Below are 26,109 nucleotides of genomic sequence, written 5' to 3' on the forward strand. Positions count from 1 at the left end.
GGGACGTAGGCTCAGGAGCATGGCCCGATACTTTGATGTTCATCCCCACGATCCGCAGCCCCGCGCAATCACGCAGGCTGTCCGCATGCTGCTCGACGGCGGCCTGATCGCCTACCCTACGGACTCCTGCTACGCGCTCGGCGCGCAGCTGGGCAACAAGGACGCACTGGACAGGATCCGCACCATCCGCAAGCTGGATGGCAAGCACCACTTCACGCTGGTGTGCAAGGACTTCGCCCAGCTGGGCCAGTTCGTGAACATCGGCAACGATGTCTTCCGCAGCATCAAGGCCGTCACGCCCGGCAGCTACACGTTCATCCTGCCGGCCACCAAGGAAGTTCCGCGGAGGCTGCTGCATCCCAAGAAGAAGACGGTGGGCGTGCGCATCCCGGACAACCGTGTGGTGCAGGCCCTGCTGGCAGAGCTTGGCGAACCGATTCTCTCCAGCACCCTGCTGCTCCCCGACGAAGAGGAGCCGCTGACCCAGGGGTGGGAGATCAAGGAGCGGTTGGACCATGAAGTGGACGCCGTGATTGACGCGGGCGACTGCGGGTCCGAGCCCACCACGGTTGTTGATTTCTCCAGCGGGGTGGCCGAGGTGGTGCGCCGCGGCACCGGCGACCCGTCCCGGTTCGAATAGCCCCTAGTCCTGCTTGCGGGCGCGGCTGGGCTGCACCCGGGGCGGCTCGCCCGGCATCTTCGGATAGTCGGGCGGGAACGGCAGCTCACCGAGTCCGGACTTCACGTCGCGGTCCCACCAGCCCAGCAACGTGTCAAGGGTGCCGGGGTTCGCGTTGATGTCCGCCCAGGGATCGCCCACTGTTTTCAGCCGGTCCGGGACGGTGAGGATGGTGAAGTCCTTCGGGCTGATGCTTTCCAGTTCGTCCCAGGTGATGGGGCAGGACACGGGCGCGTGGGCGAGGGCACGGGGGCTGTACGCGCCGGCGATGGTCCGGTCGCGGTTGGCCTGGTTGAAGTCCAGGAACACCTTCTCGCCCCGTTCCTCCTTCCACCAGGCCGTGGTGACTTTCTCAGGCATGCGCCGTTCCAGCTCGCGGCACGCGGCGATCACCGCATGCCGGACCTCCAGGAATTCGTGCGCCGGCGTAATCGGCGCGTAGACGTGGAGCCCGCGGTTTCCGGAGGTCTTGATGAAACACTCCAGGCCTGCCTCCGCCAGTACTTCCTTCAGCGCCAGCGCGGCGGGAACAGCGTCGTCGAAGTCCGTGCCCGGCTGGGGATCAAGGTCGATGCGGAGCTGGTCCGGGTTGTCCGTGTTTCCCGCACGCGAAGGCCACGGATGGAACACAACGGTGTTCATCTGGACGGCCCAGACGGCCGCGGCGGGCTCGTCCAGGACCAGCATGGGATGCGAGCGCGCGCTGGGAAAGGTTACCTTGACCGACCGGACAAAGTCCGGGGTTCCCTTGGGCGGGTTTTTTGAGAAGAACTGTTCGCCCTCGACGTTGTCCGAGTACCGCTGAAGGGCAACGGGCCGGTCGCCGTTGGCAGCGATGAACGCCTCCCCCACTGCAACCATGTAGCGCGCCAGGTCAAGCTTGGTCAGTCCCAGCTCCGGCCACAGAACCCTGCTGGGGCTGGAAATGCGCATCTCGCGCTCGCCGTTGGGTCCTGGGACAGTGATGGTGGTCTGTTCGCTCGCCATGGGGACAACCTACCCTGCACCAACCGCCGCGTCAGCACCCGGCGCGCGGGACAGCTGCTGATCCGGCATCATGGACCTATGCCCGCAGTTGAATCCCCTGTCACCATCCGCGCCGGCGACCTCGAGGTCTCCGGGGTTTACGCCCGCCCGGAGCACCCCGTCGCCACGCTCGTCCTGGCACACGGGGCTGGCGCGGGCATGGAACACCCCTTCATGAGCGGGTTCACCCGCGGACTGAACGACGACGGCGTCGCCACCCTGCGCTTCAACTTCCCCTACCGCGAGGCGGGGCGGAAGTTCCCGGACCGCCCGCCGGCGGCCATCGCCACCTGGCGCGCTGCCATGGACGAAGCCGCACGGCAGGCACAGTCCCACGGAGACACCGGCCCGGTCTGGGCCGCGGGCAAGTCATTCGGCGGCCGGATGGCTTCCATGGCTGTCGCGGAGGGAATGGACACCGCCGGGCTCATCTACCTCGGGTACCCGCTGCACCCGCCGGGCAAGCCCGACAAGCTCCGCGACGAGCACCTCTATGGCCTCACGCTGCCGATGCTGTTCCTGCAGGGATCGCGCGACACCTTCGCAACGCCGGAGCTGCTGGAAGGTGTGGTGTCACGGATCGGCCCGTCAGCGGTGCTGCAGTGGATCGACGGCGGCGACCATTCCTTTGCCGTGGCAGGCAAGAAGCGTGACGCGGCCGAGATTGGCGCTTCCCTGGCGCCGGCGGTCGCGGACTTTATTCGGACCCGGGGCTGAAATGCGGACCCGCGACTGAACACGTCCCCCCAAGTCCCAAGGCAGCAGTAGATCCGACGCGCGGGTTATGCCGCGTCCTCGTGCCACCAGCCTTCCCAGGCCGTGGAGGTCAGCTGTCCGGTGGGAAATTCGTTCTGCCCGCTCCCGTCGATACGCTCGCGGCGTCCAGCATCTAACAGGAGGTTCAGGCTACTCAAAAGCAACATTGGTGCATCCCTTCGTATGGTGTCTGGACCACGTTGTCCAAGTAGGAACGAGCCTAACGGCGGGATGTTTCAGGGGGTCGACGCTACGTTTCGGCCAGGTATCGGACATCTCACGCAGTACTCCCGACCGAGGACCGCCATGATGATTGCGACGGTCAGCGGGCCAAGGACGCCCAGGGTCGATCCGAGCGCAGACACGCCAGACCAGGTGCCGATTGCCGTTCCACCGTTGAAGGCGGCTACGGAAACTGCGACAGCCAGCGTGGGCGCCCTGGGGGAAAAGCATCCCCATCAGCCCGACGGTCCCTGCCGTGGCTGTGGCAAAGGTGGCGACCGGGTGTTTGTCGGCATACCGTCCGGCAAGGTTGGTTCCTATGATCGCGCCGCGGCAGACGGAGGGTCACCAAGTCATCACCGGAGAACCATTCGCGCAATGCTTCTTTCGCTGGAATTGAACGCCGGAACCAGCCTGTTCCGTCCCTTCGACGATCCCGTATCTGCCCTGCGCGGAGAAGGACTCATTGTGACATGGTCTGACAGGTCCTGTTTCACCGCTTCCGATCCTCGTAGCGTCGAAGAGACGATGCCGGCACACCCGCCAGAAAGAAGGACCCCTGTCATGGAATACACCCGACTCGGCAGCACAGGACTGAAGATCAGCCGGCTTGCCCTGGGCTGCATGAGCTACGGTGACCCCACCACACCGAACGCGCACGCGTGGGCATTGACCGAAGAAAACGCCGGTTCATTTTTTCGCCAGGCTGTCGAACTGGGCATCACTTTCTGGGACACGGCCAACGTGTACCAGGCAGGTACTTCTGAGGAATTCGTTGGACGGGCCATGACGCAGTACTCGCGGCGTGAAGACATCGTCCTCGCCACGAAGGTTCGTGGCAGGATGCACGACGGTCCTGGGGGCGAAGGTCTCTCCCGTAAGGCCATCCTGGAACAGATCGACGCGTCACTGGCCCGCCTCGGCACGGACTACATCGACCTGTACCAGATCCATCGCTTCGACGATGAGACTCCGGTGGAGGAAACCATGGAAGTCCTCCACGACGTCATCAAGGCCGGCAAAGTCCGGTACATCGGAGCTTCCTCGATGTATGCCTGGCAGTTCGCGAAGCTACAGCATGCAGCGGACCTTGGTGGCTGGACCAGGTTCGTGTCCATGCAGAACCAATACAACCTGCTGCGCCGTCAGGACGAGCGCGAGCTGATGGCGATGTGTGAAGACATGGGCGTTGGCCTGGTGCCGTACTCGCCCAACGGCAAAGGCCGGCTCGCGCGGCCGGTGGGCGAACAGAGCGACCGTTCCACCACGGACAAGGTAGTCCAGGCATTCGACAACGATTACGACGAGCCCGTCATCAATGCAGTTCAGGCCCTGGCCGGTGCCCGCGGCGTCACCATGGCCCAGATCGCCCTAGCCTGGGTGCTGCGCAATCCTAACGTCTCGGCCGCCATCGTCGGGGCGACCAAGCCGCACCACCTTCAGCAGGCCGTCGAGGCGTTGTCCCTGGAACTGAGCGATGAGGAAGTCAAGGACCTCGAAGCCCCGTACGTCAATCACGGTCCGGCCTGGTACTGACATGGTGCATTCCTGCCGAAAGATCGTTCAGTGAACGCCACCGCCGCGCCTACCCTTGGTGATATGGATTCCCGGTCCGGGATCAGCAACTTCCTCACCTCCCGACGCGCCAAGCTCACCCCTGAGAAGGCCGGTGTCCCGCTCTACAGCGGAGCACGCCGAGTACCCGGCCTGCGCCGGGAAGAAGTCGCACACCTGGCCGGTGTCAGCGCCGACTACTACGCCCGCCTCGAACGGGGCAAAATATCCGGCGCGTCGCGCGAAGTCATCGAAGCAATCGCCCGCGCCCTGCAGCTCGACGAAGACGAACGCGACCACCTGATCGACCTCGCCCGGATGACACTCCGGCGCGCCCCGCGCCGGAAACCCTCCAACCGCACCACGGTCAGGGCAGGTATCCAGAGTGTCCTGGCCTCCATCGACGCCCCCGCCTTCGTACAGAACGCGCGGCTTGACCGCCTCGCATCCAACAAAATCGGCCGGGCGCTCTACTCCCTGCCTGACGACGGATCCCGCGACCGCTTCAACTACGGGTCCGGGCAGAAGATGCTCACCCATTCGGCCGTCGGCGACCTCGAATTCGGCTACGAATCATTCGAACTCTCCACAGACCCAGGCCTCGTCATGCTCGTCTACACCGTGGAACCCGGATCCACGACCGCCGACGCCATGCGGATACTCGCCAGCTGGACCGCCCCGGCACTCCACTCCACCTAAGGAGCGCCGTCGTGGGGCACATTGACCGTGACCCGACCCCGAAGCGGCTGAATGCGCTGCGTGTCCGTGTCAAAGTGCCCCAGTTCGGCAATAGCGGCTGCGGCTTGGAAAAAAGCGGCCGGCGTCACATCCTGGCTTTGGTCCGGGCGGTTGCCTGCGCTGTCCAGGGGTCCTCCGGCCAGGGGTGCCGCGGATAGCGTCCGCGCATCTCTGACCTCACCTGCGAATACGGCCCCGCCCAGAAGGACGCGAGGTCATCCGTCACCGCCAGCGGCCGCCTCGCCGGCGACAACAGGTGGAACAGGACCGGCACCCTGCCGTCCACCAGCCGCGGGGTCTCGGCCCAGCCGAAGCACTCCTGCAGCTTGACCGCCACGACCGGCCGGCCGGTGTCGTCCGCGCCAGGTCCTCCAGTGCTCCCCGGCCCTGCACTCTCCGGCACGTCCGGGTAGTCGATCCGTACCATCGATCCGCTGGGCACCTTCAGCGACTCGGGGACCAGCTCGCCCAGGCGGACGGCCTCCGGCCAAGGAAGCAACCGCCGCAGGGGGTCGGTGAGGTCAATGCCGCCGGCGGCAGCGCCGCCGGCCATCTTTTCAAGCTCGGGGCCCAGCCAGGTGTCGAGGGCCGCGAGCAGCGCCCGCTCGGAAACGTCGGGCCACGGGGCGCCGAGTTCGCGGTGCAGGAGGGCGAGCCGGCGGCGCAACGCGTCTGCCGCCGTCGACCATCCGATGGTTCCCAGACCCTCCTCAGACAGCGCGCGGGCCACGGCTGTCCGCCCCTCGGCGGGCGAGGGACGGACCGGGGTGGAGGACAGGCTGATGGCTCCGAGCCGCTGTTCCCGCCGGGCCGTGACCCTGCCCTGGCTGAACTTTGCTTCGACAGCGTCGCTGAGTAAGTGCCGGGCGGCCGCCTGCGCGAGATCCGCCGTCAGCGGAGCGGCGGAGCGTATCAGTGCGCCGGTCCCGGCCGCGTCCCGGCCCGCGGCGCGCGAAACCTCCGCCACGGCCAGCCATTCGTGCCCGGACAGCGGGCTGCCGGCCGGCAGCCCCGCGCGGGTACCGGAGGACAGCAGGTAGCGCGCCGGGCCATCCCCCGGCACCCGCCGTGCCACCCGGTCAGGGAACGCCAGCGCGACGACGACGCCCGGGGATTCGGCGGAGGTCACCGGAGCGGTGACAACAGAAGGGCCGACGGCGGCGCTTTCCTTCCGCGCGATCGTTTCCAGCCGCCGGACGTCCTCCGCCCATCGCCGGGCGGCAGGTTCCCTGCCGCCGCGGAGGGTGGAAAGAACACGGGTGAGATCCGCGCCCGGTGCCCGCTGGTCCCCCGCCACGAGTGCCACTACTTCGGCCGCCGCGTGATGACCCACGGCCACGGCACCGTCAAGGAGCGCGCGGGCCAGCCTGGGATCGGCCGGTACCCTGGCCAGCGTCCTGCCCAGGCCGGTGGGGTGCCCGTCAGCGGCAACGGCGCCGAGTTCCCTCAGCACCTCGATGGCCTCCGCCATGGCCGCCGGCGGCGGGGCATCCGGAAGTGCCAGCCCTTGGCCGCCGGGCGATCCCCAGCAGGCCAGGGTCAGCGCGGCCCCCGTCAGGTCGGCGACGTTGATCTCCGGGGTGACGTGCGCCGGAGCAGCACCGTAGCTTTTCTGGTCGTAGCAGCGCACGACGCGCCCGGGTCCCTGCCGCGCGGCACGGCCGGCCCGCTGCTCCGCCGAGGCCCGGGAACAGGAGACGGTCACCAGTCCGGACATGCCACGGTTGGCGTCCCGGCGCGGTTCGCGGGTCAGGCCGGAATCGATCACCAGCCGCACGCCCGGAACAGTCAGCGAGGATTCGGCCAGGTCGGTGGAGACGATGATGCGCGCCGGACCACCCTGCCGCCGCCCGGACACGGCCCGGTCCTGTTCGGCCGGGCTGACCTGGCCGTGGAGCTCCAGCACCTCCGTCCCGGAGGCAGCCCTGCCGCGGAGGCGGGCCGCAACATACGACACTTCCCAGGCTCCGGGGACGAACACCAGGGCATCGGTGCCGGGATCCCGTGACACGCCGGCGGCATGCGCCCCCGCGGCCGTGTCCGCCACGTGGTCCAGGAACCCGCGTGCCACGCCGCGGCCGTCGAGCCGAGGGACGGCCGCAGGAGCCCACTGAACCTCCAGCGGGTACAGGGCTGACGGGCAGTCGACGACGGGAGCCGGCCCGCCGCCGTCGTCCGCTGCCCCCCTTGCTGTTGCATGGGGTGCAGCCCCTCCGATCAGGGCGGCGAAGCGGGGCGCGTCCAGCGTGGCGGACATGGCCACCAGGCTGAGGTCCCCGCGGAGCTGGCGGACCTCTCTGAGCATGCCCAGCAGCAGGTCGGTCTCGAGGCCGCGTTCGTGCACCTCGTCCAGGATGACAGCACCGGTGGTCTCCAGTCCGGGATCGTCCAGGAGCCGGCGCAGCAGGATTCCGGGAGTGACGAACTCCACCAGGGTGCCGGGCCCGGCCTTGCGTTCGCCGCGGACGGTGTACCCGACGCGGTCCCCCACCTGTGTGCCGTCCAGGGCGGCCAAACGCCGCGCGGCCGCGCGGGCGGCGACGCGCCGTGGCTGGGTGACCACCACCCGCAAGGCCCCCGGGATGGATGCGAGCCCGGGGGTGGACGCGAGGTTGGCAAGCAGCGGCGGGACCAGCGTGGTTTTGCCTGTACCCGGAGGGGCCTGCACCACGGCTGTCCCCGCCGGGCCGCCCGCGCGCAGCACCTCAGCCAGCTCCCCAAGCGAAGCCGCGAAAGCCAGGCCCGTGCCGATGGTTCCGAGGTCAAACCGGCCGGGGATGGCGGTGGGCACCGCGCCGGCGGCGGGGCTGTTCGATGGAGTCACCTGTCCATTGTCGCCGCTATCCCTGGAACGGCGGGCTCGCAGGTGCGGGCGGATGCGTCAGACTGGAAGTATTCCATCATGAAAGCGGGACCCCCTTGATCCACCTCCAGCAGGACTCCGAAGGCTTCATCCGTATGAAGAAGCACTTACCAGCCAGCACCCCCGTGACCATCACCTTCAGCGACGGTTCACAGGAAGAATTCACGGGCAGCAGGCTCAACGAGGCCTACGATGAGGCTTTGGCGGTGTACCGGGCGCAGAACCAGCTTGATGCCAAGGGCTTTTCGCGGGGACCGAAGAAAAAAGTGCAGGCCGGAATCGAATTCGTTGCAGTCCGTCCCGGGATGGGGCAATAACGCCGGCTGACGGCCCGCTTCAAGGTGCCGGCGTGACCACCATCGCCGAACCTCCGCCACGACGGGCAGGTTCCGCTGCAGCTTCCATGCGTCCGTGCCGGTCGAACTCGATGGCGGTGGCGGCGCCGATCTCAGCTGCTGAGCTGAACGCGTCGCCTGCTGGCACCAGCTTGTGCCCGTACGGCGTGAGGCCGCTTCCATAGGCACTGATGAACCCTGGCTCGGCTGTGACATTGACGGTGTTCCGCTGCGCGGCGCGCGGAGCCGCGATTGCCTCGGACACGGTCATGCCCAGGTCCACACGGTTGAGGATCGTCTGCAGGACGGTGGTGATGATCGTGGATCCGCCGGGCGAGCCGAGTGCGAGGAACGGCTTTTCGTCCTTGAGGATGATGGTGGGCGACATCGAGGACCGCGGGCGTTTGCCCGGCTCCACCCGGTTCGGGTCTTCCGGGTTCGTGGAGTCGTAGGAGAAGTCGGTCAGCTCGTTGTTCAACAGGAACCCGCGGCCGGGAACCACGATGCCGGAACCGCCGGTCTGCTCGATGGTGAGGGTGTACTCCACCACGTTGCCCCACTTGTCGGCGACGGTCATGTTAGTGGTGGAGACATTCTCGGTGTCCGTCTCGTGGGCAGCAGCTGCGGGCGCAACCGGGCAGACGCCGTCGTAGGTTGACACGTCCCCGGCTGCAACCGGCTTGGTAGCTGCCGTTGCCGGGTTGATGTTGCAGGACCGCTCCTTGCCGAACAGCGAATCGGTCAGGGCATCGGTGGGGACGTCAACAAACGCCGGATCCCCGACGTACTTGCCGCGGTCCGCGAAGGCCAGCGCGGTGGCTTCAAGGTAGTGATGCAGCGCCGCCGGCGTCGACATTTCGCCCAGGTTGAACGGCTCCAGGATGTTCAGCGCCTCACCTACGGTGGTGCCGCCGCTGCTGGAAGGCGCCATGCCGTACACGTCGTAGCCACGGTACTCAACATGCGTGGGGTCCTGGTCCAGGGTCGTGTAGGCGGCAAGATCCGCCGTCGTCAGGTAGCCGGGGAACGCCGGGATGCTGGTCGCCGGAGCGCTGGCAGGCGGTACCCAGGCTGGGTCCTTCGGCGGCGCCTGCACCGTGGCCGCCATCTCTTCGGCCAGCGGGCCGGCGTAGAAGGCGTCAGTCCCCTTCTTCGCGATGAGGCGGTACGTGGCGGCGAGGTCGGGGTTGCGGAAGATGCTTCCGACGGCGGGAGCGTCGCCGCCGGGCAGGAAAAGGCTGCTTGTGGGAGTGAATGCCGAGAACCGGACCTTGTTGTCGAGGGTCTGCTGGCGGAACGTGTCATCGACGACGAAGCCGTCCTGGGCCACGTCGATAGCAGGTTGCAGGGCGTCACCAAGCCTTAGGGTGCCCCACCGCTTCAAGGCCCTTTCCCACGTGGCGAGCGAGCCGGGGACGCCGACGGAAACGCCGCTGGAGACAAGCTCGGCGAAGGGGTAGGGCTTCTGCGTGGCGGCATTGATAAACGCGTCGGCGGGCATGGTCTCCGGTGCCGTCTCACGGCCGTCGATGGTCTGGACCTCGCCGGACTGGGCATCGTAGAAAACAAAGTAGCCGCCACCGCCAATCCCGGCGCTGTACGGCTCGGTCACGCCCAGGGTAGCGGCCGCGGCCACTGCAGCATCCGCTGCGTTGCCGCCGTGGCGAAGAACCTCGATGGCGGCTGCGGACGCGTCCAGGTCCACGGTGCTCACAGCTCCGCCGTACCCGGTGGCAATCGAAGTTTTCCTGGCCTGCCGGTCGTCGCCCGCGAAGGCCGGGGTGCCGACGGCGCCAGCCGTCACGCTCAAAGCCAGAACTGCCGTGACGGCAGCCACTTGACGTCGCAAAGTAGGCATGATGCCCCCTTGTCGGAGTTTTTTGCGAACTGTGGTTCGCGTCACATTACTCCCCCTGAATGCGACTCTCAAGGCTGAATCAAAGCGGCGCCACCACCGCGTCAGAGGGATGTTTCGGTGGCCGCGGTGGCGGTGTCGGCCGGCGAGCGCCGCCGGCGGCTTGCCAGCAGGAACGGCACCGCGAACAGCTCAATCACGCCGCTTAGGGCCAAGGACAGCGGGTAGCCGTACACGTCGGCCGCCCGGCCCATCAGCGGCTGCACCACGATCCCGCCGCTTGATCCCATCAGGGAATCGAAGCTCAGCACTGTTGCCCTCTGCCTGGAGGAGATCATGTCGTTGAGGTAGGCCTGCCGCACCGGGGTGGCTGCTGCCGTGACCAGTGCCCACAGGGTCAGCAGCAGCAATGCCACCCAAAACAGCCGGGTGAACCCCAAGGCCATCAGGATCAGCCCGCCCAGGACGCTGGTCGCCACCAGGACAGTGGTCCTCTTGCGGACCAGGCGCCGGAGCGTCGGCGCCAGCCAGCCGCCCACCACCTGGGCGCCGGCAACAATGGCCGCCGCGAGGCCCGCAATGGAGTAGGCCCGGGGGTCGCCGAAGAGTTCAAGGAGGAAGGGCTGCAGCGCGTAGAAGACGTAAATGCCGACGCCGGCACTGAACGGCGCTGCAAGCATGATGTACCGGATGGGTGGGTTCTTGAGCCCGCCGTCGATGGATGCGCTCAGCACTGCCCTGGTTGCCTGGAGCGGATGCGGGGAGCGTTCCGGTGTGAACCCCACATCATGCATCAGCAGAAACGCCACAGCGAACATCGCCAGGAGCACCCCGACGCGTATCAGGAACGGCACGCCCAGGTTGGTTGCCTGGGCAACCACGCCGCCGGCTGCCGAGCCCACCAGCATGGCGATGCCTGACACCATCTGTCCGCGCCCCAGGACAGTCTCCAGGTCGCCCTCGTAAGCCGAGAAATGCAGGGCGTCGACGAGCCAGGCCTCAACGGCCCCTGAAAAGAACGTAAAGCCCAGGCCCAGCAGCACTGACACGACCGCCCACGCCCAAAATGGAGCGGAGAGCTGCCACAGGAGGTAGTAAAGGTACGTGGAGACCGCCAGTGTCACCGTGCCAAGGAGGAACGAGGCCCTGCGCCCCCAGCCGTCGGCAACCACACCGGTAGGCACTTCGAACAGCACCATGCCGGCGGTGAAGAACGCGTTGGCCGTGAAGGCTTCAAGATTGCTGAGCCCGGCGTCCAGCAGGAAGAGCGTGTTGATCCCCCAGATGAACGAGGCCGCCAAGGTGTTGCCCAACGTCAGGGTGAGGTAGATGCGTTGGATCTTGCGGGCGGCGGGGTTCACGATTTGCCTGGTCAACTGCTGGGCACTGGCTCATGCCTGAGGTAGCGGCGGCGGAAGCGGCCTGTCCCGGCCGTCAGCGCCCGCAGCTCGACGGCGTAGCGCAGGAGTTCCTGGTCCGGCACGTCAGCGCTGATTTCTGTCAGTTCGCCCTCGGCGGACGCTGTGCCGGTGAGCCGGCCGCGGCGTCCGGAGAGGTCGCTCATGACCGCCCCGACATGCTCGTCCGAAACGGTGATGCTGACCGAGGAGACGGGCTCGAGGAGCTGGATGCGTCCCGCGGCCGCCGCCTCCCGCAGCGCCAGGGCACCGGCAGCCTGGAACGCAGCATCGGACGAATCCACGCTGTGGGCCTTGCCGCCCAGCAGGGTCACGCGCAGGTCCACCACGGGAAATCCGGCGGCCAGCCCCTTCTGCATCTGTGCCCGCACGCCCTTCTCCACGGAGGAGATAAACGTTCCGGGGATCACCCCGCCCACCGTCTTGTCCACAAATTCAAACCCGCTGCCCCGCGCCAGCGGTTCCACGTTGATATCGCAGACCGCATACTGCCCGTGGCCGCCGGACTGTTTGACGTGCCGGCCGTGGCCCGCGGCCGGGCCGGCAAAAGTTTCCCGCAGCGGGGTCACGACCTCCTGGGTGTGCAGTTTCACGCCCTGGTCCCGCAGCCTGTCCAGCACTACGTCGGCATGCGCCTCGCCCATGCACCAGAGGATCAGCTGGTGCGTTTCGGCATTCCGTTCCACCCGCAGCGTCGGATCACCCGCTGCGACCTTGGCCAGGCTCCGGGAGAGGGCATCCTCGTCGCTCCGCGAGTCAGCCTCGACGGCCACCGGCATGAGCGGTTCCGGCATCTCCCATGTGGACAGCAGCACGGGCTGGTCCCTGGCTGAGATGGTGTCGCCGGTCTCGGCGCTTCCCAGCTTGGCCACGGCACAGATATCGCCCGCAACGCACTGTGCCACCGGCCGGAGATTGGCACCCAGCGGTGAATACAGATGGGTGACGCGCTCGTCGGTGTCATGATCCTGGTGGCCGCGGTCCGCCAGTCCGTGGCCGGCCACATGAACCGGGGTGTCCTCCCGCAGCGTGCCCGAAAACACCCGCACCAGGCAAACGCGGCCCAGGAAGGGATCCACCGTGGTGCGGACAACCTCGGCGGCCAGCGGCCCGTCGGGATCGCAGGAAAGGCTTCCCGCCGGACCGCCGGCCAGGTCAGTCACATCCGGCAGCTCCCGCTCCAAGGGTGAGGGGAACGCCCTGGCCAGGACTTCCATCAGCTCGGAAGCCCCCAGGCCGGTCACCGCCGAGGTAGGCAGGACGGGAAAAAATGAACCGCGGGCGACGGCGGTTTCCAGGTCCGTGACCAGAACGTCCGTATCGATGTCCTCGCCGCCGAGGTAGCGGTCCATCAGGGTCTCGTCCTCGCTTTCGGCGATGATCCCTTCGATGAGCTGGCCCCGTGCCGCCTCGGCTCCGGCGAGCTCGCCGGAGCCGGCGTCCCGTACCTGTCCTCCGGGGTCCCCTTCGGAGTAGTCGGACACCGTCCCCTGCAGCAGCCCGAGCAGGCCGGTGATCTCACCGCCGGTCCGGACCGGGACGTAGAGCGGCACCACCGCATCGCCGAAGGCCCGCTGGCAGGCGGCCTGGACGCCATCGTAATCCGCCCGGGGGTGGTCAACCCTGGTGATGGTCACAGCACGCGGCATCCCCACTCGTTCGCATTCGCCCCACAGCCCCGTGGTGGTGGCATCAATCCCGTCCACGGCTGAGACCACAAACAGTGCCGCATCCGCAGCGCGCAGGCCCGCCCGCAGCTCGCCGATGAAGTCCGGGTACCCGGGGGTGTCCAGCACATTCACTTTGATGCCGTTGATCAGCAGCGGCACCACGGCCAGCCCCACCGAACGCTGCTGCCGGACGGCCGAGGAGTCTGAGTCGCCGACAGTTGTGCCCTCGGCTATGGACCCCTTCCGCGAAATCATGCCGTGGGCGGCCAGCAGAGCCTCGATCAGCATGGTTTTCCCGGCGCCCGAATGCCCGATGAGTGCCACGTTCCGCACCTGGGCCGGCCCGTCCGCCTCGATGCCTGCCCCTGCGTCACCGCGCCGCGCCTCCGGCCCGCCCCGGCCCGGCATCCGTGCTGCGTCCTTTGCGCCCTTCACTGACATGGGAACCTCCTGGCGTCTTGCCGTGCACCGGGCCGAATCGTGTCCTTTGATTCGACACCTTTGCGCCCCGAACGGCAATAGGGCCCCCCGTGGCGAGGGCCCCGCGCCGGAGGATAATGGCACTGGAACACCGGCCTGAGGAGGTCCGCATGCAAGCGCCGCCCCGCATCACCGTGGAGGTTCCCGTCATCGCGGTCGGTTCGGGCCCGGCTGACTACGAGTCCCTGGGCAACTTCGTCGAGGCGCTCCGCAGGCCGCAGGGACTGCACCTGACCCTGCTGCATGTCGGCATCCTCGACGACTTCGGCCAGGACGTTGAGGACTGGACCAAGGGCATCACCCCTGCCGGCGAGGCGATCCGGGCGACCGTGCGCTGGCTGCATTCCCTGCCTGAACTGGAAGGCTTCGGCGGGACCTCGCACCGGCTGATCGTACTGGGCGGCGGCAGGATCTCCGGGCTCGAAGTGCACGTGCCGCAGCACGTGCACGAATACCAGGTTTCCCTTGTGGAGGGCCTGCGAACCCTTTTGGACGGGCTCCTGGTGGACAATGTGGACGACTTCATCCTGGGCTCACGGGCCCTCGGCTTCAGGTATCCCCACTGGGTGCCCCACGTCGCCGTCGGCCGGCCGCCGCTGCGGGAACGCGGGCCGTGGAACATTCCGCCGGTCGCCGTGGCCTGCGGGCCGTCCCGAATCAGGAACGGCCAGTTCCTGCCGGCCGCCGATGAGCACCCTGCTAATTAGGTCACACGACTGGGCCTTTTTGATCGTGGTCCGCAGCGTTACCGTGGGCAGAGGGAGCCGCCCGTCCGGGCAGCCTGAACACGGAGGATTTCCCATGACAACGCACGTCGCAGACTGCAGTGTTGCCAACTGTTCTTTCAACGACCACTCCCACTGCAACGCCGCCGCGATCACGGTGGGCGGGGCTGAAGACCATGCTTCCTGCGCCACTTTCATCGATACCGGCATGCACGGTGGCCTGCCCAAGGTTTTGGCCGACGTCGGAGCCTGCCAGCGCAGTGAGTGCGTCCACAACGACCACCTGATGTGCAACGCACCGGAAGTCCATGTGGGTCCCGGCCGCGACAACGCGGATTGCCTCACCTACGCGCACCCGTAGACCGCGCACACGTAGAGGCTGTCACTGACGAAGGTCGAGGGCGGCCAGGAGCCGGGCGATCGAGCCGCCCAGGTTCCATTCACGGGCGAGGCGCTCCAGTTCCGTGCGCGGTTCCCCGACGACGGGCCGCAGTTGCGCGCCTGCCTGCTCCAGTGACGGCAGCGCCAGATCACGCACGACGTTCACCACAGTCGGCGCGACTCTGAGGTAGTCGCTGGCTGCGCGGAGCTTGGCCCGAACGGAGGCCGACATACCGCTGCCCGGGTCCGTTGCCGCCGCGAGCAGCAGGTCCAGCGTGCCGTATTCGCCAAGCAGGGCCGCCGCCGTTTTCTCTCCGATGCCGGCAACACCGGGCAGCCCGTCCGAGGCGTCGCCGCGGAGGGTGGCGTAGTCGGCATACTGTTCGGGCAGCACCCGGTATTTCCCGACGACGACGGCGTCGGTCAGGACTTCGAGGTTCCGCATGCCGCGCGCGGTGTAGATGACCCGCACGTGGCGGTCGTCGTCGACGAGCTGGAAGAGATCACGGTCGCCCGTCACGACGTCGACGGGAAGGTCAGCCGCGCTGGCGTAGGTACCCACAACGTCGTCGGCCTCGTGGTTCGCGGCCCCAACGACGGCGATGCCCGCGAGCTCCAGGACCCGGCGGATCATGGGAAGCTGCGCTTCGAGCGCGTCCGGGACCACTTCAAGGTCAGGAGCGTTGGCCACCACCTCCGCGACCCGGTGGGACTTGTAGGTCGGGATGAGGTCCACGCGCCACTGCGGACGCCAGTCGTCGTCCCAGCACGCCACCAGATGCGTCGCCCGGTAATCGGTGGTGAGCCGCGCGATCATGTCCAGGAGGCCGCGGACCGCGTTGACCGGTGTGCCGTCAGGGCGGCGGAGGGTGTCGGGCAGGCCGTAGAAGGCGCGGAAGTACAGGGAGGCGGTGTCAAGCAGCATCAGGCGTTCGGACATACCTGATCCTGACACGGACGCGGTTCCCAGTGACAGAGGCCCGCTGGAACGTGACCCTAGCCCGTGCGGACCTGTGGCAATAGCGGCGGTCCGGCATTGGTTATCCAATCCGCCACACCGCCGAGCATGCTTGCGGAGTAGCCGGCGTCGGGCAGAATGTGCTTCATGGGGCGATGGAGCGAGGAGCAAGTGATCAGCGCCGCGCCCGACCCCTCTTCCTTGGCGGCCGCCCGAAAGCTGGCACGGCCGGGCCCTTGGTCCGAGACCGGAAGCAACGATTCCCTGGTCTGGGGCAAGTGCCAGGGCAGTGGCAAGACTCCCTATCAGGTGAGCGTGGACGTTGCCGCCCCGGCGTACCGCTGTTCATGCCCGAGCCGCAAGTTCCCGTGTAAGCACGCCCTGGCCCTCCTCCTGATGTGGGCACGGGAAGAAATGGCCGACGGCGGCGCGGAGACTGCCGCCTTCGCCGCGGAGTGGGCAAGCCAGCGGGCTGACCGGGCCCTCACCAAGGAGCGGCGACAGTCAGAACAGCCGGCGGATCCGGCCGCACAGGCCAAACGGCTGGCGGACAGGCTCTCAGTGATGGACGCCGGGATCGCCGACTTCGCCCGCTGGCTCACCGATTTGGTGCGGACCGGCCTGGCCGCCGCCCACAACCAGCCATATTCCTGGTGGGACGGAGTAGCGGGACGCCTGGTTGACGCCCAACTGCCGGGCCTGGCGGAACAGGTGCGGTCCATGGGATCGGACGTCCACGCCCGCGCCGACTGGGCCGACCACTTGCTCTTTCGAACCGGCCGCTGGTGGGCGATAAGCAAAGCCTGGGGCAAACGGGAAGAGCTGACCACCGAAGAGCTGGCAGACCTGCGCGTGACCCTGGGCTGGCCGACGCCGTCGGCCGACGTCCAGGGGACGGAAGCCCTTCCCGGACCGTGGCTGGTGCTCGGTGCCCATCGTGGTGACGACGGACGGCTCCAGCAGCAGCGCACGTGGCTTCGCGGCCCCGATGGCACCGTGGTGGTGGTGCTTGACTTTGCGGCGCAGGGTGAAGCGCTCGCCACTCCGCAGCTGGCAGGCGCCGTGCTGGACGTGGCACTGGCCCGCTATCCCGGCACCGCACCGCGGCGGGCGATGTTCATCCGTTCGATCACCCCGCGCGGACTGGCCGACAACTTGGGTGAGGGCTGCAGCATCGCTGCCGTGTTGGAAACGGAAGCGGCCGCCGTCGCGCTTTCCCCATGGCGTGAGCGCCACCCCGCGTTGTTCGCCGGCGTCCGCGTCTGCCCGGGCACACCTGGATCCCTACAGGACGGCGCCGGCCACTCGCTCCCCCTGCTTGATGCGCCCTTGGATTCCCTCCTGGCACTCACCGGCGGCCACCCGGTCGACGTGTTCGGCGAACTGGAGGACGGGCGCGTCCGGCCCCTGTCCGTCGTCGTCAACGGAACGGTGCTGACGCCATGACCTGGGTGGCGGATCTTCGCAGTGCAGCACTCATCGGCACGGGACGGCATCCCGTGCCGGCGCCGGTGCCCGGGCTGGGGTTCCGCCCTCCCGGCGACGTGTCACCCGAGGAGCTGTTGCTTGACCAGGCAGCCTTGGCCGATGTCATCACCCGCGCGGCCCGCCGGCCGGGCACGGCGGAAGCCGGCGGGATCGCTGATCCGGCGCCGGCGGACGATGCACCGCAGGCCACGGGTGAAGCAGCCCGCCTCCTGGACCTGCTGCTGAGCCAGCCGCCCGTTGGCCAGGAGCTGCGGACGCGGCTTGTCATTGACTGGCTGCAGTTCGCGGCCCGTGCCGGGCTCTGCGTTCCGCACCGTTCGCTCCCCGCAGTGCTTGCCATGGCCGAGGCACGGCCGGCGGTGGCGGCGCAGCTGTTTCCGGCCACCGGCGTCCGGGGCCGGTGGCTCCTGGACATCGGGGATAGGGCCTCCGTCACGGTTTCCGGGACCGCAACCACCAGGGCAGCGCAAAAAGCAACCGACGCTGCAACGGAATTTGAGCGGCTCCGGCACAGCGACCCGGCCGCTGCGCGGGACCGGTTGCGCGAGGACTGGGATGGGTTTAGCGCCCGGGAACGCGCCGCGCATCTGGGTGTTCTTGCCACCAACCTAAGCCTGGATGACGAGGAACTGCTGGAACCGGCACTGGACGAGAAAGCCAAGATTGTGCGGGACGCCGCCGCCGCGCTGCTTGACCGGCTCCCAACCAGCGCGCGGGCGCAGCGGATGGCCGCCCGGCTTGCGCCCCTCCTCCGCGTCAAAGGGCTGCTGCGCAAGCAGTTCGACATCGACCTGCCGCCAGATCCGGACCCCTCAGCCGTACGCGACGGGATCGCCCCTGCACCCCGCACCGGCGAACCCGACCGGCTGGGACGGCTGGACGCCATCGTCAGGGGTGCCCCGCTGGACGTATGGACGGCCATCAGCGGGCGGAATCCGGCGGCGACATTGGCAATGCTCGACCGTGAACCCCGCGTGGTCGACGCCATCTTCACAGCCGCGGCCCTGCGCTCCGATGCGGATTGGGCGCGCGCCCTGCTCGATCTTCGTGCCGATGCACGGCTGCTGGGCTGTCTGCCGGCCGCCGAACAGGAACCCGCACTGCTGCGCCACATCAACGGAGGCACGTTGCAGCCCATGGCCCTGGCCGCGCTGCTCCGTGAGGTGCCGAGGCCGTGGGGACTGCCATTGGGCAACGCCGTTCTGGAACTGCTCGCCGCCAAGGACGGCGGCTACCTGGCGGAGATGGTGTCCGGGTTCCTGCCGCTGGCGCTGCCGCCCGCCGCGGCAGAGCACTGCCACCACCTGCTGCAACGTTCGGACGACGACGCCGGCCGGCGCCGCGTGTTCCGGGATGTGGTGCAATACCAATCGTTCCGACAATCCCTGACGGAGGCCTTCCAATGACCGATGCCCAGACCACCGCCCCGGACATTCTGCGCGAGCATGCGGAAACCGCCTACGCCGATGAGCTGCTGGCCTTGGCTGCCGCCGATGACAGGCCCCGGCCGCCCAGCTGGCAGCTTTCCCCGTGGGCAGTCGCCACGTACATCCTCGGCGGCACCCTCTCCGACGGCACGGTGGTCACCCCGAAGTATTTAGGCTCGGCCCGGCTGGTTGAAATCGCCGTGGCGTCCCTGGCCACCGACCGGGGCCTGCTGCTGCTCGGAGTGCCGGGCACCGCAAAGACCTGGCTCGGCGAACACCTGGCCGCGGCCATCTCCGGCACGTCCACCTTGGTGGTGCAGGGCACCGCCGGCACACCGGAGGAGGCACTGAGGTACGGCTGGAACTACGCCCGGTTGCTCGCCGATGGCCCGTCACGGGCGGCGCTGGTGCCCGGACCGGTGATGCGGGCAATGGAGAGCGGCAGCCTCGTTCGGGTCGAGGAGCTCACCCGGATCCCGTCGGACGTGCAGGATTCCCTGATCACGATCATGAGCGAGAAGACACTGCCGATCCCTGAACTCAATGCTGAAGTGCAGGCGCGCAAGGGATTCAACGTCATCGCCACCGCAAACAACCGCGACAAAGGCGTCAACGACCTGTCCTCGGCATTGCGCCGCCGGTTCAACACCGTGGTCCTGCCGCTGCCCGACAGCCTCGACCAGGAAGTGGAGATCGTCACCACCCGCGTGCGGAGCCTCGGCGCGGCCCTCGACCTTCCGGCGGATCTTGCCGCTCTTTCCGAGATCCGGCGGGTGGTCACGGTGATGCGGGAACTGCGCGCCGGCCTCACCCAGGACCAGCGCACCACCCTCAAGTCCCCGTCCGCCACACTGTCCACGGCCGAGGCGATCTCTGTGATGACCAATGGCCTGTCCTTGGCAGCCCACTTCGGCGACGGCAGCGTCCGTGCCCAGGACGTGGCGGCCAGCCTGGTCGGGGCCGTGGTGAAGGACCCGGTTCAGGATCGGGTGATCTGGCAGGAGTACCTGGAGACCGTTGTCCGGAACCGGCCGGAGTGGAAGGACCTCTACCGGGCCTGCCGCGACCTCGAAAGCTCGAACTGATCCATGACGGACGTCCATGTCCTGGGGATCCGGCACCATGGGCCGGGTTCGGCGCGCTCGGTGGCAGAGGCGTTGGCAACCATCCGGCCGGACCTGGTGCTGGTGGAAGGACCGCCGGAGCTCGACCCGGTCATCCCGCTGGTTGCAGAGGCCGGAATGGTCCCGCCCGTCGCGGCCCTGATCTACGCCGCTGACCAGCCGCGCCTGGCCACGTTCTACCCGCTGGCGGACTTTTCCCCGGAGTGGGTGGCGATCAGGTGGGCCCTTTCAGCAGGGATACCGGTTCGGACCATCGACCTGCCGGCGGCGAACAGCTTCGCACTGCACACGGCCCGCGATGAGGCGGCCGACGAGACCGGCGACGATGCCGGGGATGAGCCCGGCGATGAGGCCGGGCCCGTTCAGCCATCACCCCCGCAACTGCCCTACCGGCCGGATGCGATCTCGATGCTGGCCGAGGCCGCCGGGTACAGTGACGCCGAGCGCTGGTGGGAGGACGCCGTCGAGCACCGCACGTCCGATCCCCTCGAACGCTTCGCGGCCATTACGGACGCCATCGAGGAGATCCGCGCCGTGGACGACCGGCACGCCGGACACCCCGACGTCGTCGAGAACGCCCGCCGTGAAGCCGCGATGCGTCGGCTCCTGCGGGCCGCCATGCGTGAGGGGCACGCACGGATCGCGGTGGTGTGCGGGGCCTATCACGCCCCCGCCCTGGTCCCGGCGAATTTTCCACCGGCGTCGGCGGACAGCAAGCTTCTGGCCGGTTTGCCAAAGACCAAGGTGTCAGTCACGTGGGTGCCGTGGACATCGGACCGGCTTCGCCTGGAAACCGGTTATGGGGCCGGTGTCACGGCACCCGGCTGGTACCAGCATCTGTTCGCCCACTGGACTGCCCAGGGGCCTGTCGCTGATGTGGCCACCACATGGCTGGTCCGCGTCGCCCGTACTCTCCGCCAGGAGAACCTCGACGCATCGCCGGCTTCCGTGGTGGAGGCGAGCCGCCTGGCGGCCGCCCTGGCCGCCGTCCGCGGCCGTCCCAGCCCCGGCCTGATTGAACTGGACGACGCAGCCCAGTCCGTTCTCTGCGACGGCTCCCCGCTACCTCTGGCCCTGGTACGCCGCGAACTCACCATCGGTCTCGCGTTGGGAACCGTCCCGGAAACCGCGCCCACCGTGCCGCTCGCCGCCGATTTGGCGGCCACCCAGCGCCGGCTGCGGCTGCAGCCCAAGGCGATGGAAGAGGTCGTGTCAATCGACCTTCGCAAGCCCGCCCAGCTGGCCCGTTCCGTTCTGCTGCATCGGCTGGCCCTGCTGGGGGTGGACTGGGGAACGCCTGCCGGCACCGGACGCACCACCGGCACGTTCAAGGAGGCCTGGACACTCAGCTGGCAGCCCGAACTCGCCGTGGCGGTGGTGGAAGCCGGCCGGTACGGGACCACAGTGGCCGCGGCAGCGGCAGCGTGTGTGGCCGAACGCGCCCAAGGCTCCGGCAGCCTCGCGGACCTCAGCGAACTCCTCGAAAGCTGCCTCCTGGCCGACCTTCCGGAAGGTATCGCGTCCGTAGTGTCGGTCCTCGCCGAGCGGACCGCAGTGCAGCAGGATGTTGCCCCGCTGCTGAAATCCATCGCCCCGCTCGCCCGGACCTGCCGGTACGGGAATGTGCGCGGCGTGGATGTCACCGGTGTGCACACCATCCTCGATGCCACAGTGGTGCGGGCCTGCGTCGGTCTGCCTGTCGCCTGTGCCGGGCTGGACGACGCAGGTGCCGACGCCATGCGGCACGCCATGGATTCGGCTCAACACGGTTTGTCGCTGTTGCCGGACCTGCCACTGGACGACTGGCACCGGGCCCTGGCCGCCGTCGCCGGTTCGGACCGGATTCACGGGTCTGTCGCCGGCCGGGCCACCCGCCTTCTGCTGGATGCCGGACTGGTGGGACGGGATGAGGTGGCCGCCCGGCTCAGCCGGCGGCTGTCCATCGCCACGCCGGCGCCCGGGGCCGCAGCCTGGCTGGACGGTTTCCTGTCCGGCGACGCGGTGCTGCTGATCCACGACCGGCGCCTCCTGCAGATCGTCGATGACTGGGTGGCGGGCGTCCAGGACGGGATGTTTGACGACGTCCTGCCGTTGCTGCGCAGGACGTTCTCCGCATTCAGCCGGCCTGAGCGGCGCGAGATCGGCGAACAGCTCAGCCGTGGACCAGGGCCTGAACAGGGGCCCGACGCCGTCGCGCCGGACCTCAGCGGCGCAGGCCCCGCAATCCACACGATGGCACGGATCCTGGGATGGGAGGCGATCGCATGACCGACATGAATCCGGAGGGCCGTGACAGGCTGGGCCGGTGGCGCCTGGTCCTCGGCGGGCATGAGGCCGACGGCATCATGAGGGAGGGCGGCGAAGGCGTTGTCCTCTCGGCCGAGGACGCCCGCCGGGACAGCGTGCTGGAGGCGCTCTATGATGCCCCCAACAAGGGCCCGGGAAGCCTCGGGGCGTCCAGCCCGCGGGTTGCCCGGTGGCTCGGCGACATTCGGGGCTACTTCCCGTCCACCGTGGTGCAGGTGATGCAGGCCGACGCCATGGACCGGCTGGGCCTTCGGCAATTGCTGCTCGAACCCGAGATGCTCCGCACCGTGCAGCCCGACATCAACCTGGTCAGCACGCTCATCGGACTGGGCCGGGTGATTCCCGAACATTCACGCGAGACCGCCAGGACGGTGGTCCGGCAGGTGACCAGGGAGCTGGAGGAGCGCTTGCGCGCCAGGACCGTCCAGGCCGTTTCAGGGGCGCTCAACCGGGCTGCCAGGACCCGGCGGCCCCGGCACCGGGACATCGACTGGAACCGCACCATCGCCGCCAACCTCAAGAACTATCAGCCGGAGTACCGCACCGTGGTGCCCGAGCGGCTGGTCGGCTACGCCCGGAGCAGCAACGAGGTGCAGCGCGAGATCATCCTGTGCATCGACCAGTCCGGTTCAATGGCCGAATCGGTGGTGTATTCCAGCGTCTTCGGGGCGGTCCTCAGCTCACTTCGATCCGTACGCACCCGGCTGGTGGTCTTTGACACCGAAGTGGTTGACCTCACCGAGGACCTGGAAGATCCGGTGGATGTGCTCTTCGGCGTGCAGCTCGGCGGCGGAACGGACATCAACCGGGCCCTCGCCTACTGCCAGGGCCAGATCACCCGGCCCACCGACACGATCCTGGTCCTGATCAGCGACCTCTACGAGGGCGGGATCGCCGAGGAGATGCTGCGGCGCGCCGCCGCCATCGTCGGATCAGGAGCCACCCTGATTGCCCTTCTGGCCCTCAGCGACAGTGGCCACCCCAGCTTCGACTCCAACCACGCCGCTGCGCTCGCGGGCATCGGCGTCCCGGCCTTCGCCTGCACTCCGGACCTGTTTCCGGACCTGATGGCGGCGGCGATCGAACGCAGGGACGTCAGCGAATGGGCCGCCACGAACGACATCGCGACGTCCCACACATCGTGATGTGTCCCGGCTGCTAGGCGCGCTCTGTCACGTCAAACGTTTGGATGGTGCGGCGCTCCAACCTGGGGATGATCTGCGAAGCGCCAATACGTTCAATGTGCTCATAGTCGCGGTGCGCGGCAAACCCGGCTGCGTCCCGGTAGCGTTCCAAGATCACGATCTGCGCCGGGTCCTCCACACCCTGGAAGAACTCGTAGGACAGGTTCGCCTCTTCCGCCCGGGTGGCTGTGGCCATCTCGCCCAGCAGCCGGAGGACGGTTTCCGTTTCCTCGGGCTTAACCGTGTAGCGGACGACTACCTGGAAGTATGACTGTGCCATCTCAGAGTTCCTTGCTCTTGGGTATTGCGGCCGGGTTGGCACCGGCAGCCACATCATCGTAGCCCGGTGGTTGGCCTTCCAGCCGGAAGGACGACGGCGGGTGTCAAGCCCTGCGGCCGCCGGCGGCCAGACTGCGCACCGCTCCGCGGCACCGTGCTGCCCCTGTAGAATCCGGGATCATGAGCACCAAGCCAGTCACCTCCACAGCCACCGTCCGCGCCATCTTCCTCGATGTCGACGGCACCTATGCGGACTACGGGGTTGTCCCGGACGGTCATGTGCGGGCGGTCCGTGCCGCGCGCTCGGCCGGACACAAGGTCCTGCTCTGCACCGGACGTCCGGTGTCCATGCTGCCCCGGAGCATTCTCGCAGCCGGCTTCGACGGTTTGGTGGCAAGTGCCGGTGCCTACGCGGAGGTGGACGGCGAGGTCCTGCTGGACCGCCGGTTCCCCGCCGACCTGGCAGCCCGGACGGTGGCTGTACTCGATGGCCACGAAGCCGTCTACATTCTTGAAGCCCAGGATTCGCTGCACGTTGCCCCGGAAGCCGAGCCGCGGCTCCGTGCCATCATCGAAGAGCACTTCCGGCGCGCGCCGGACGGCCATTCGAGGGGCTCCTCAGCCATCCTGGGCTCCGTGCGCGCCACAACCAACCGCGCGGCCACTGCCTTCGCCAAGATCTCGGTGTTCGAGGCCCCGGTCCCCATGGAACGCATTGCCCGGGAAATCGGCGTTGGCATCGCCGTGGTGGCCAATTCGATCGCCAACGAAGGGCGGCACGCGGGCGAGCTGTACCAGCGCGGCATCAGCAAGGCCGACGGCGTGGCGGCCGTCATTGCCCGGTTGGGCATCGAACAGGAAAACACCGTTGCCGTGGGCGACGGCCAGAACGACCTGGAAATGATCGCGTTTGCGGGGGTGGGCATCGCCATCGAGGGGTCGCCGCCGGAACTCCTCGCCCTGGCTGACCGTGTTGCCGCGCCGCCGCACCGCGAAGGACTGGTTGCCGCGTTCGCTGACCTGGGCCTCATCTGAGGACAGTACCGCTGCGTGAGGACAGTACCGCTGCGCCGTGCGCCCGCACGCGCGGCGCTGGTCAGGTGACCGCTGCCAGCCTTGGCTCCTGAAATCCAGCTGCAGCGGTTTCATCGGTGAGTGCGTAATGGAAGACCCTGCCCACGGGACTGTCCCGGCTACCGCGCGGCTCCACCCTGACCCGCTCATTGCCGGCGACGGCCTGCGCCCAGGCGTCGGCTTCTTCCCAGTACACGTCCCCGGCGCGGCGTTCCGGATGCATGTGCATGGCGACGGAAATCATGAAGTCGGCAGCCTGTCCCGTGGGGCGGGTGGCAAAACAAACCACGTCCACGCTGACGCCGTGGTTGACGCAGGACGGGTTGCGGGCCATTGCCGTTGCGGCGCCGTCAACCGCGCCCTCGTGGATGTCCTGCCGGGCGAGCGCGTACATCTGCCGACGAAGCAATGAGAGCTCGTCGCCGCAGATCATTTGGATCCTATGGGTGAGTGTCCCGATCATGCGCGTACTCCCTTCAGGAATGGGTGGTCGGACCGGCGCCGGCGGTCGGGAGCTAGCCGCGGGCACGAGCCGGACTTGGCCGGCGTCATGCGACGCTGTCCAGCAATTCAGCCCGGGACGGCACCCCTTCGAAGTAGCCGCCCTTGAAGAAAAGCAGCGGCTCGGCGCCTTCCCGCGCGCCAAGAGCGTGTACGGCACCCACCACAATGGTGTGGTCGCCGCCGTCGTACTCCTCGTGAAGCTCGCAGTCCACCCAGGCGAGCGCCTGGTCCAGCACTGGATTGCCCAGCGGCGAGGCGGAGTAATCCACGCCGGCAAACTTGTCCGTTCCCCAACGTGCGAACTGGGCGGCGAGGTGCTGGTGCCCGGCGGGGAGGATGTTAACCGTGAAGCGTCCCGCGCTCCGCAACAACGGCCAGGTGCTGGAGCTGCGGGCGGGGCTGAAGGTCACCAGCGCCGGGTCCAGCGAAAGGGAAGAGAAGGACTGGCAGGTGAACCCGGCCGGACCGTTGTCAGTTGCTGCGGTGATCACTGTCAGCCCGGACGCAAAGTGGCCCAGGACGTGACGCAGACGCTGTGGAGTGAGATCAAAATGTTCCGTCATGTTCATTCCTTTCAAAGCCGATACGTCCAACCAACCACCCGCCCCGACCCCTTTCAACCGGGGGTGAAATGCGCCGACGCGCGACGCAACGTGTCTTCACGGTCCGAAGCACGGGGTAACGAAAGGCTCCTCCACCTGGGTCTGACCTGCGCCGTAGCCTTTCTTTGGGTCCCAGCATTAAGCGATGAGTAGACGTGTTGCAGCCCAACCGCCGGCGAGTTTGAAGCCGTCGGCCGGTTGACCTTCGAAGGGTTGGGCCACAACCTGCCCGGCCACCCCAAGCCGCCCCCCGAACGGCGCGCCCTGCTGCTTGATGCGGCGGCCCGTGCCCGGGCGGGCGTCCTGCTCGTTGCGGAGAATCTGGAAACCGGAGCTCTCGTGGTCCCAAGTGCTCTACCGGCGCTTCGGGTTTGTCCGGCGCCCCGAGCGCGAAAAGCCCCGGCCCGCTCCGTTGGTCCAGCTGGTGGTCTTCACCCTGGACCTGCCCTGACAAGCGGGG

Annotated in this window: 23 protein-coding genes; 13 read left to right on the forward strand and 10 right to left on the reverse strand. The window is 68.0% G+C overall.

Going from position 1 to position 26,109, the window contains the following annotated elements; translation table 11 throughout:
* The first annotated feature begins 19 nt into the window (after positions 1 to 19).
* Complete coding sequence (locus tag IAQ70_RS09350) at positions 20 to 640, forward strand: L-threonylcarbamoyladenylate synthase (RefSeq protein ID WP_190989043.1); 621 nt, start codon at positions 20 to 22, stop codon at positions 638 to 640.
* A 3-nt stretch (positions 641 to 643) separates the two neighbouring features.
* Here IAQ70_RS09350 and ligD read toward each other — a convergent pair whose 3' ends face one another.
* A complete protein-coding gene (ligD, locus tag IAQ70_RS09355; protein ID WP_190989044.1) occupies positions 644 to 1,666 on the reverse strand; it encodes a non-homologous end-joining DNA ligase in 1,023 nt (340 codons plus the stop codon).
* Between the two features lie 78 nt (positions 1,667 to 1,744).
* On the opposite strand from ligD, the gene IAQ70_RS09360 reads away from it, so the two are divergent.
* Positions 1,745 to 2,422, forward strand: coding sequence for an alpha/beta hydrolase family protein (locus tag IAQ70_RS09360; RefSeq protein WP_190989045.1), 678 nt, complete (start codon positions 1,745 to 1,747; stop codon positions 2,420 to 2,422).
* Between the two features lie 65 nt (positions 2,423 to 2,487).
* On the opposite strand, the gene IAQ70_RS09365 is transcribed toward IAQ70_RS09360, so the two are convergent.
* A complete protein-coding gene (locus IAQ70_RS09365; protein ID WP_190989046.1) occupies positions 2,488 to 2,628 on the reverse strand; it encodes a hypothetical protein in 141 nt (46 codons plus the stop codon).
* 619 nt (positions 2,629 to 3,247) lie between these two features.
* On the opposite strand from IAQ70_RS09365, the gene IAQ70_RS09370 reads away from it, so the two are divergent.
* Positions 3,248 to 4,219 carry an aldo/keto reductase gene (locus tag IAQ70_RS09370; protein WP_190989047.1) on the forward strand — a complete coding sequence of 324 codons (972 nt, stop codon included), beginning with the start codon at positions 3,248 to 3,250 and terminating at the stop codon, positions 4,217 to 4,219.
* A 30-nt stretch (positions 4,220 to 4,249) separates the two neighbouring features.
* Entirely contained in the window at positions 4,250 to 4,936 is a 687-nt protein-coding gene (locus IAQ70_RS09375; RefSeq protein ID WP_317983618.1) for an MmyB family transcriptional regulator, read from the forward strand.
* A 124-nt stretch (positions 4,937 to 5,060) separates the two neighbouring features.
* On the opposite strand, the gene hrpB is transcribed toward IAQ70_RS09375, so the two are convergent.
* Complete coding sequence (hrpB, locus tag IAQ70_RS09380; RefSeq protein WP_317983619.1) at positions 5,061 to 7,799, reverse strand: ATP-dependent helicase HrpB; 2,739 nt, start codon at positions 7,797 to 7,799, stop codon at positions 5,061 to 5,063.
* Between the two features lie 95 nt (positions 7,800 to 7,894).
* Between hrpB and IAQ70_RS09385 the strand changes: the two genes are divergently transcribed.
* A complete protein-coding gene (locus IAQ70_RS09385; protein WP_190989048.1) occupies positions 7,895 to 8,155 on the forward strand; it encodes a hypothetical protein in 261 nt (86 codons plus the stop codon).
* 19 nt (positions 8,156 to 8,174) lie between these two features.
* Here IAQ70_RS09385 and IAQ70_RS09390 read toward each other — a convergent pair whose 3' ends face one another.
* The 3 genes from IAQ70_RS09390 to IAQ70_RS09400 all read right to left on the reverse strand — a co-directional run bounded on the left by IAQ70_RS09390 (position 8,175) and on the right by IAQ70_RS09400 (position 13,557).
* On the reverse strand, positions 8,175 to 10,031 hold the full coding sequence (locus IAQ70_RS09390; protein ID WP_190989049.1) for a gamma-glutamyltransferase family protein: 1,857 nt from the start codon (positions 10,029 to 10,031) through the stop codon (positions 8,175 to 8,177).
* A 101-nt stretch (positions 10,032 to 10,132) separates the two neighbouring features.
* Complete coding sequence (locus IAQ70_RS09395) at positions 10,133 to 11,389, reverse strand: MFS transporter (protein ID WP_190989050.1); 1,257 nt, start codon at positions 11,387 to 11,389, stop codon at positions 10,133 to 10,135.
* 11 nt (positions 11,390 to 11,400) lie between these two features.
* Positions 11,401 to 13,557, reverse strand: a complete 2,157-nt coding sequence (locus IAQ70_RS09400; protein WP_190989051.1) for an elongation factor G-like protein EF-G2 — start codon at positions 13,555 to 13,557, stop codon at positions 11,401 to 11,403.
* A gap of 149 nt (positions 13,558 to 13,706) precedes the next feature.
* On the opposite strand from IAQ70_RS09400, the gene IAQ70_RS09405 reads away from it, so the two are divergent.
* Complete coding sequence (locus IAQ70_RS09405; RefSeq protein WP_190989052.1) at positions 13,707 to 14,303, forward strand: hypothetical protein; 597 nt, start codon at positions 13,707 to 13,709, stop codon at positions 14,301 to 14,303.
* Between the two features lie 94 nt (positions 14,304 to 14,397).
* Complete coding sequence (locus IAQ70_RS09410) at positions 14,398 to 14,682, forward strand: DUF1540 domain-containing protein (RefSeq protein ID WP_190989053.1); 285 nt, start codon at positions 14,398 to 14,400, stop codon at positions 14,680 to 14,682.
* 21 nt (positions 14,683 to 14,703) lie between these two features.
* On the opposite strand, the gene IAQ70_RS09415 is transcribed toward IAQ70_RS09410, so the two are convergent.
* A complete protein-coding gene (locus IAQ70_RS09415; protein WP_190989054.1) occupies positions 14,704 to 15,642 on the reverse strand; it encodes a 5'-3' exonuclease in 939 nt (312 codons plus the stop codon).
* A gap of 165 nt (positions 15,643 to 15,807) precedes the next feature.
* On the opposite strand from IAQ70_RS09415, the gene IAQ70_RS09420 reads away from it, so the two are divergent.
* Genes IAQ70_RS09420 through IAQ70_RS09440 form a run of 5 tightly spaced genes read left to right on the forward strand, consistent with a single transcriptional unit; the run spans position 15,808 to position 23,151 of the window.
* A complete protein-coding gene (locus tag IAQ70_RS09420; RefSeq protein WP_190989055.1) occupies positions 15,808 to 17,106 on the forward strand; it encodes an SWIM zinc finger family protein in 1,299 nt (432 codons plus the stop codon).
* Positions 17,103 to 18,554 (forward strand): DUF5691 domain-containing protein, encoded by a 1,452-nt coding sequence (locus IAQ70_RS09425; protein ID WP_190989056.1) that lies wholly within the window; start codon positions 17,103 to 17,105, stop codon positions 18,552 to 18,554. Before IAQ70_RS09420 ends, IAQ70_RS09425 begins: the two co-directional genes overlap by 4 nt.
* Positions 18,551 to 19,660 (forward strand): ATP-binding protein, encoded by a 1,110-nt coding sequence (locus tag IAQ70_RS09430; protein ID WP_190989057.1) that lies wholly within the window; start codon positions 18,551 to 18,553, stop codon positions 19,658 to 19,660. Before IAQ70_RS09425 ends, IAQ70_RS09430 begins: the two co-directional genes overlap by 4 nt.
* Positions 19,661 to 19,663: 3 nt before the next feature.
* Entirely contained in the window at positions 19,664 to 21,967 is a 2,304-nt protein-coding gene (locus IAQ70_RS09435; protein WP_190989058.1) for a DUF5682 family protein, read from the forward strand.
* A complete protein-coding gene (locus tag IAQ70_RS09440; RefSeq protein ID WP_223859710.1) occupies positions 21,964 to 23,151 on the forward strand; it encodes a VWA domain-containing protein in 1,188 nt (395 codons plus the stop codon). Before IAQ70_RS09435 ends, IAQ70_RS09440 begins: the two co-directional genes overlap by 4 nt.
* Positions 23,152 to 23,164: 13 nt before the next feature.
* Here IAQ70_RS09440 and IAQ70_RS09445 read toward each other — a convergent pair whose 3' ends face one another.
* Positions 23,165 to 23,470, reverse strand: coding sequence for a putative quinol monooxygenase (locus IAQ70_RS09445; protein WP_190989060.1), 306 nt, complete (start codon positions 23,468 to 23,470; stop codon positions 23,165 to 23,167).
* A 179-nt stretch (positions 23,471 to 23,649) separates the two neighbouring features.
* Between IAQ70_RS09445 and IAQ70_RS09450 the strand changes: the two genes are divergently transcribed.
* The gene (locus IAQ70_RS09450) at positions 23,650 to 24,504 is read left to right on the forward strand and encodes an HAD-IIB family hydrolase (protein WP_190989061.1); all 855 of its coding nucleotides are present in this window, start codon (positions 23,650 to 23,652) and stop codon (positions 24,502 to 24,504) included.
* A gap of 61 nt (positions 24,505 to 24,565) precedes the next feature.
* Here IAQ70_RS09450 and IAQ70_RS09455 read toward each other — a convergent pair whose 3' ends face one another.
* Both IAQ70_RS09455 and IAQ70_RS09460 read right to left on the reverse strand, forming a co-directional pair.
* A complete protein-coding gene (locus IAQ70_RS09455; protein WP_190989062.1) occupies positions 24,566 to 25,006 on the reverse strand; it encodes a hypothetical protein in 441 nt (146 codons plus the stop codon).
* 85 nt (positions 25,007 to 25,091) lie between these two features.
* Positions 25,092 to 25,610, reverse strand: a complete 519-nt coding sequence (locus tag IAQ70_RS09460; protein WP_190989063.1) for a flavin reductase family protein — start codon at positions 25,608 to 25,610, stop codon at positions 25,092 to 25,094.
* Between the last annotated feature and the right edge of the window lie 499 nt (positions 25,611 to 26,109).

Source organism: Pseudarthrobacter sulfonivorans (genome assembly GCF_014712225.1).
GTDB lineage: Bacteria > Actinomycetota > Actinomycetes > Actinomycetales > Micrococcaceae > Arthrobacter > Arthrobacter sulfonivorans.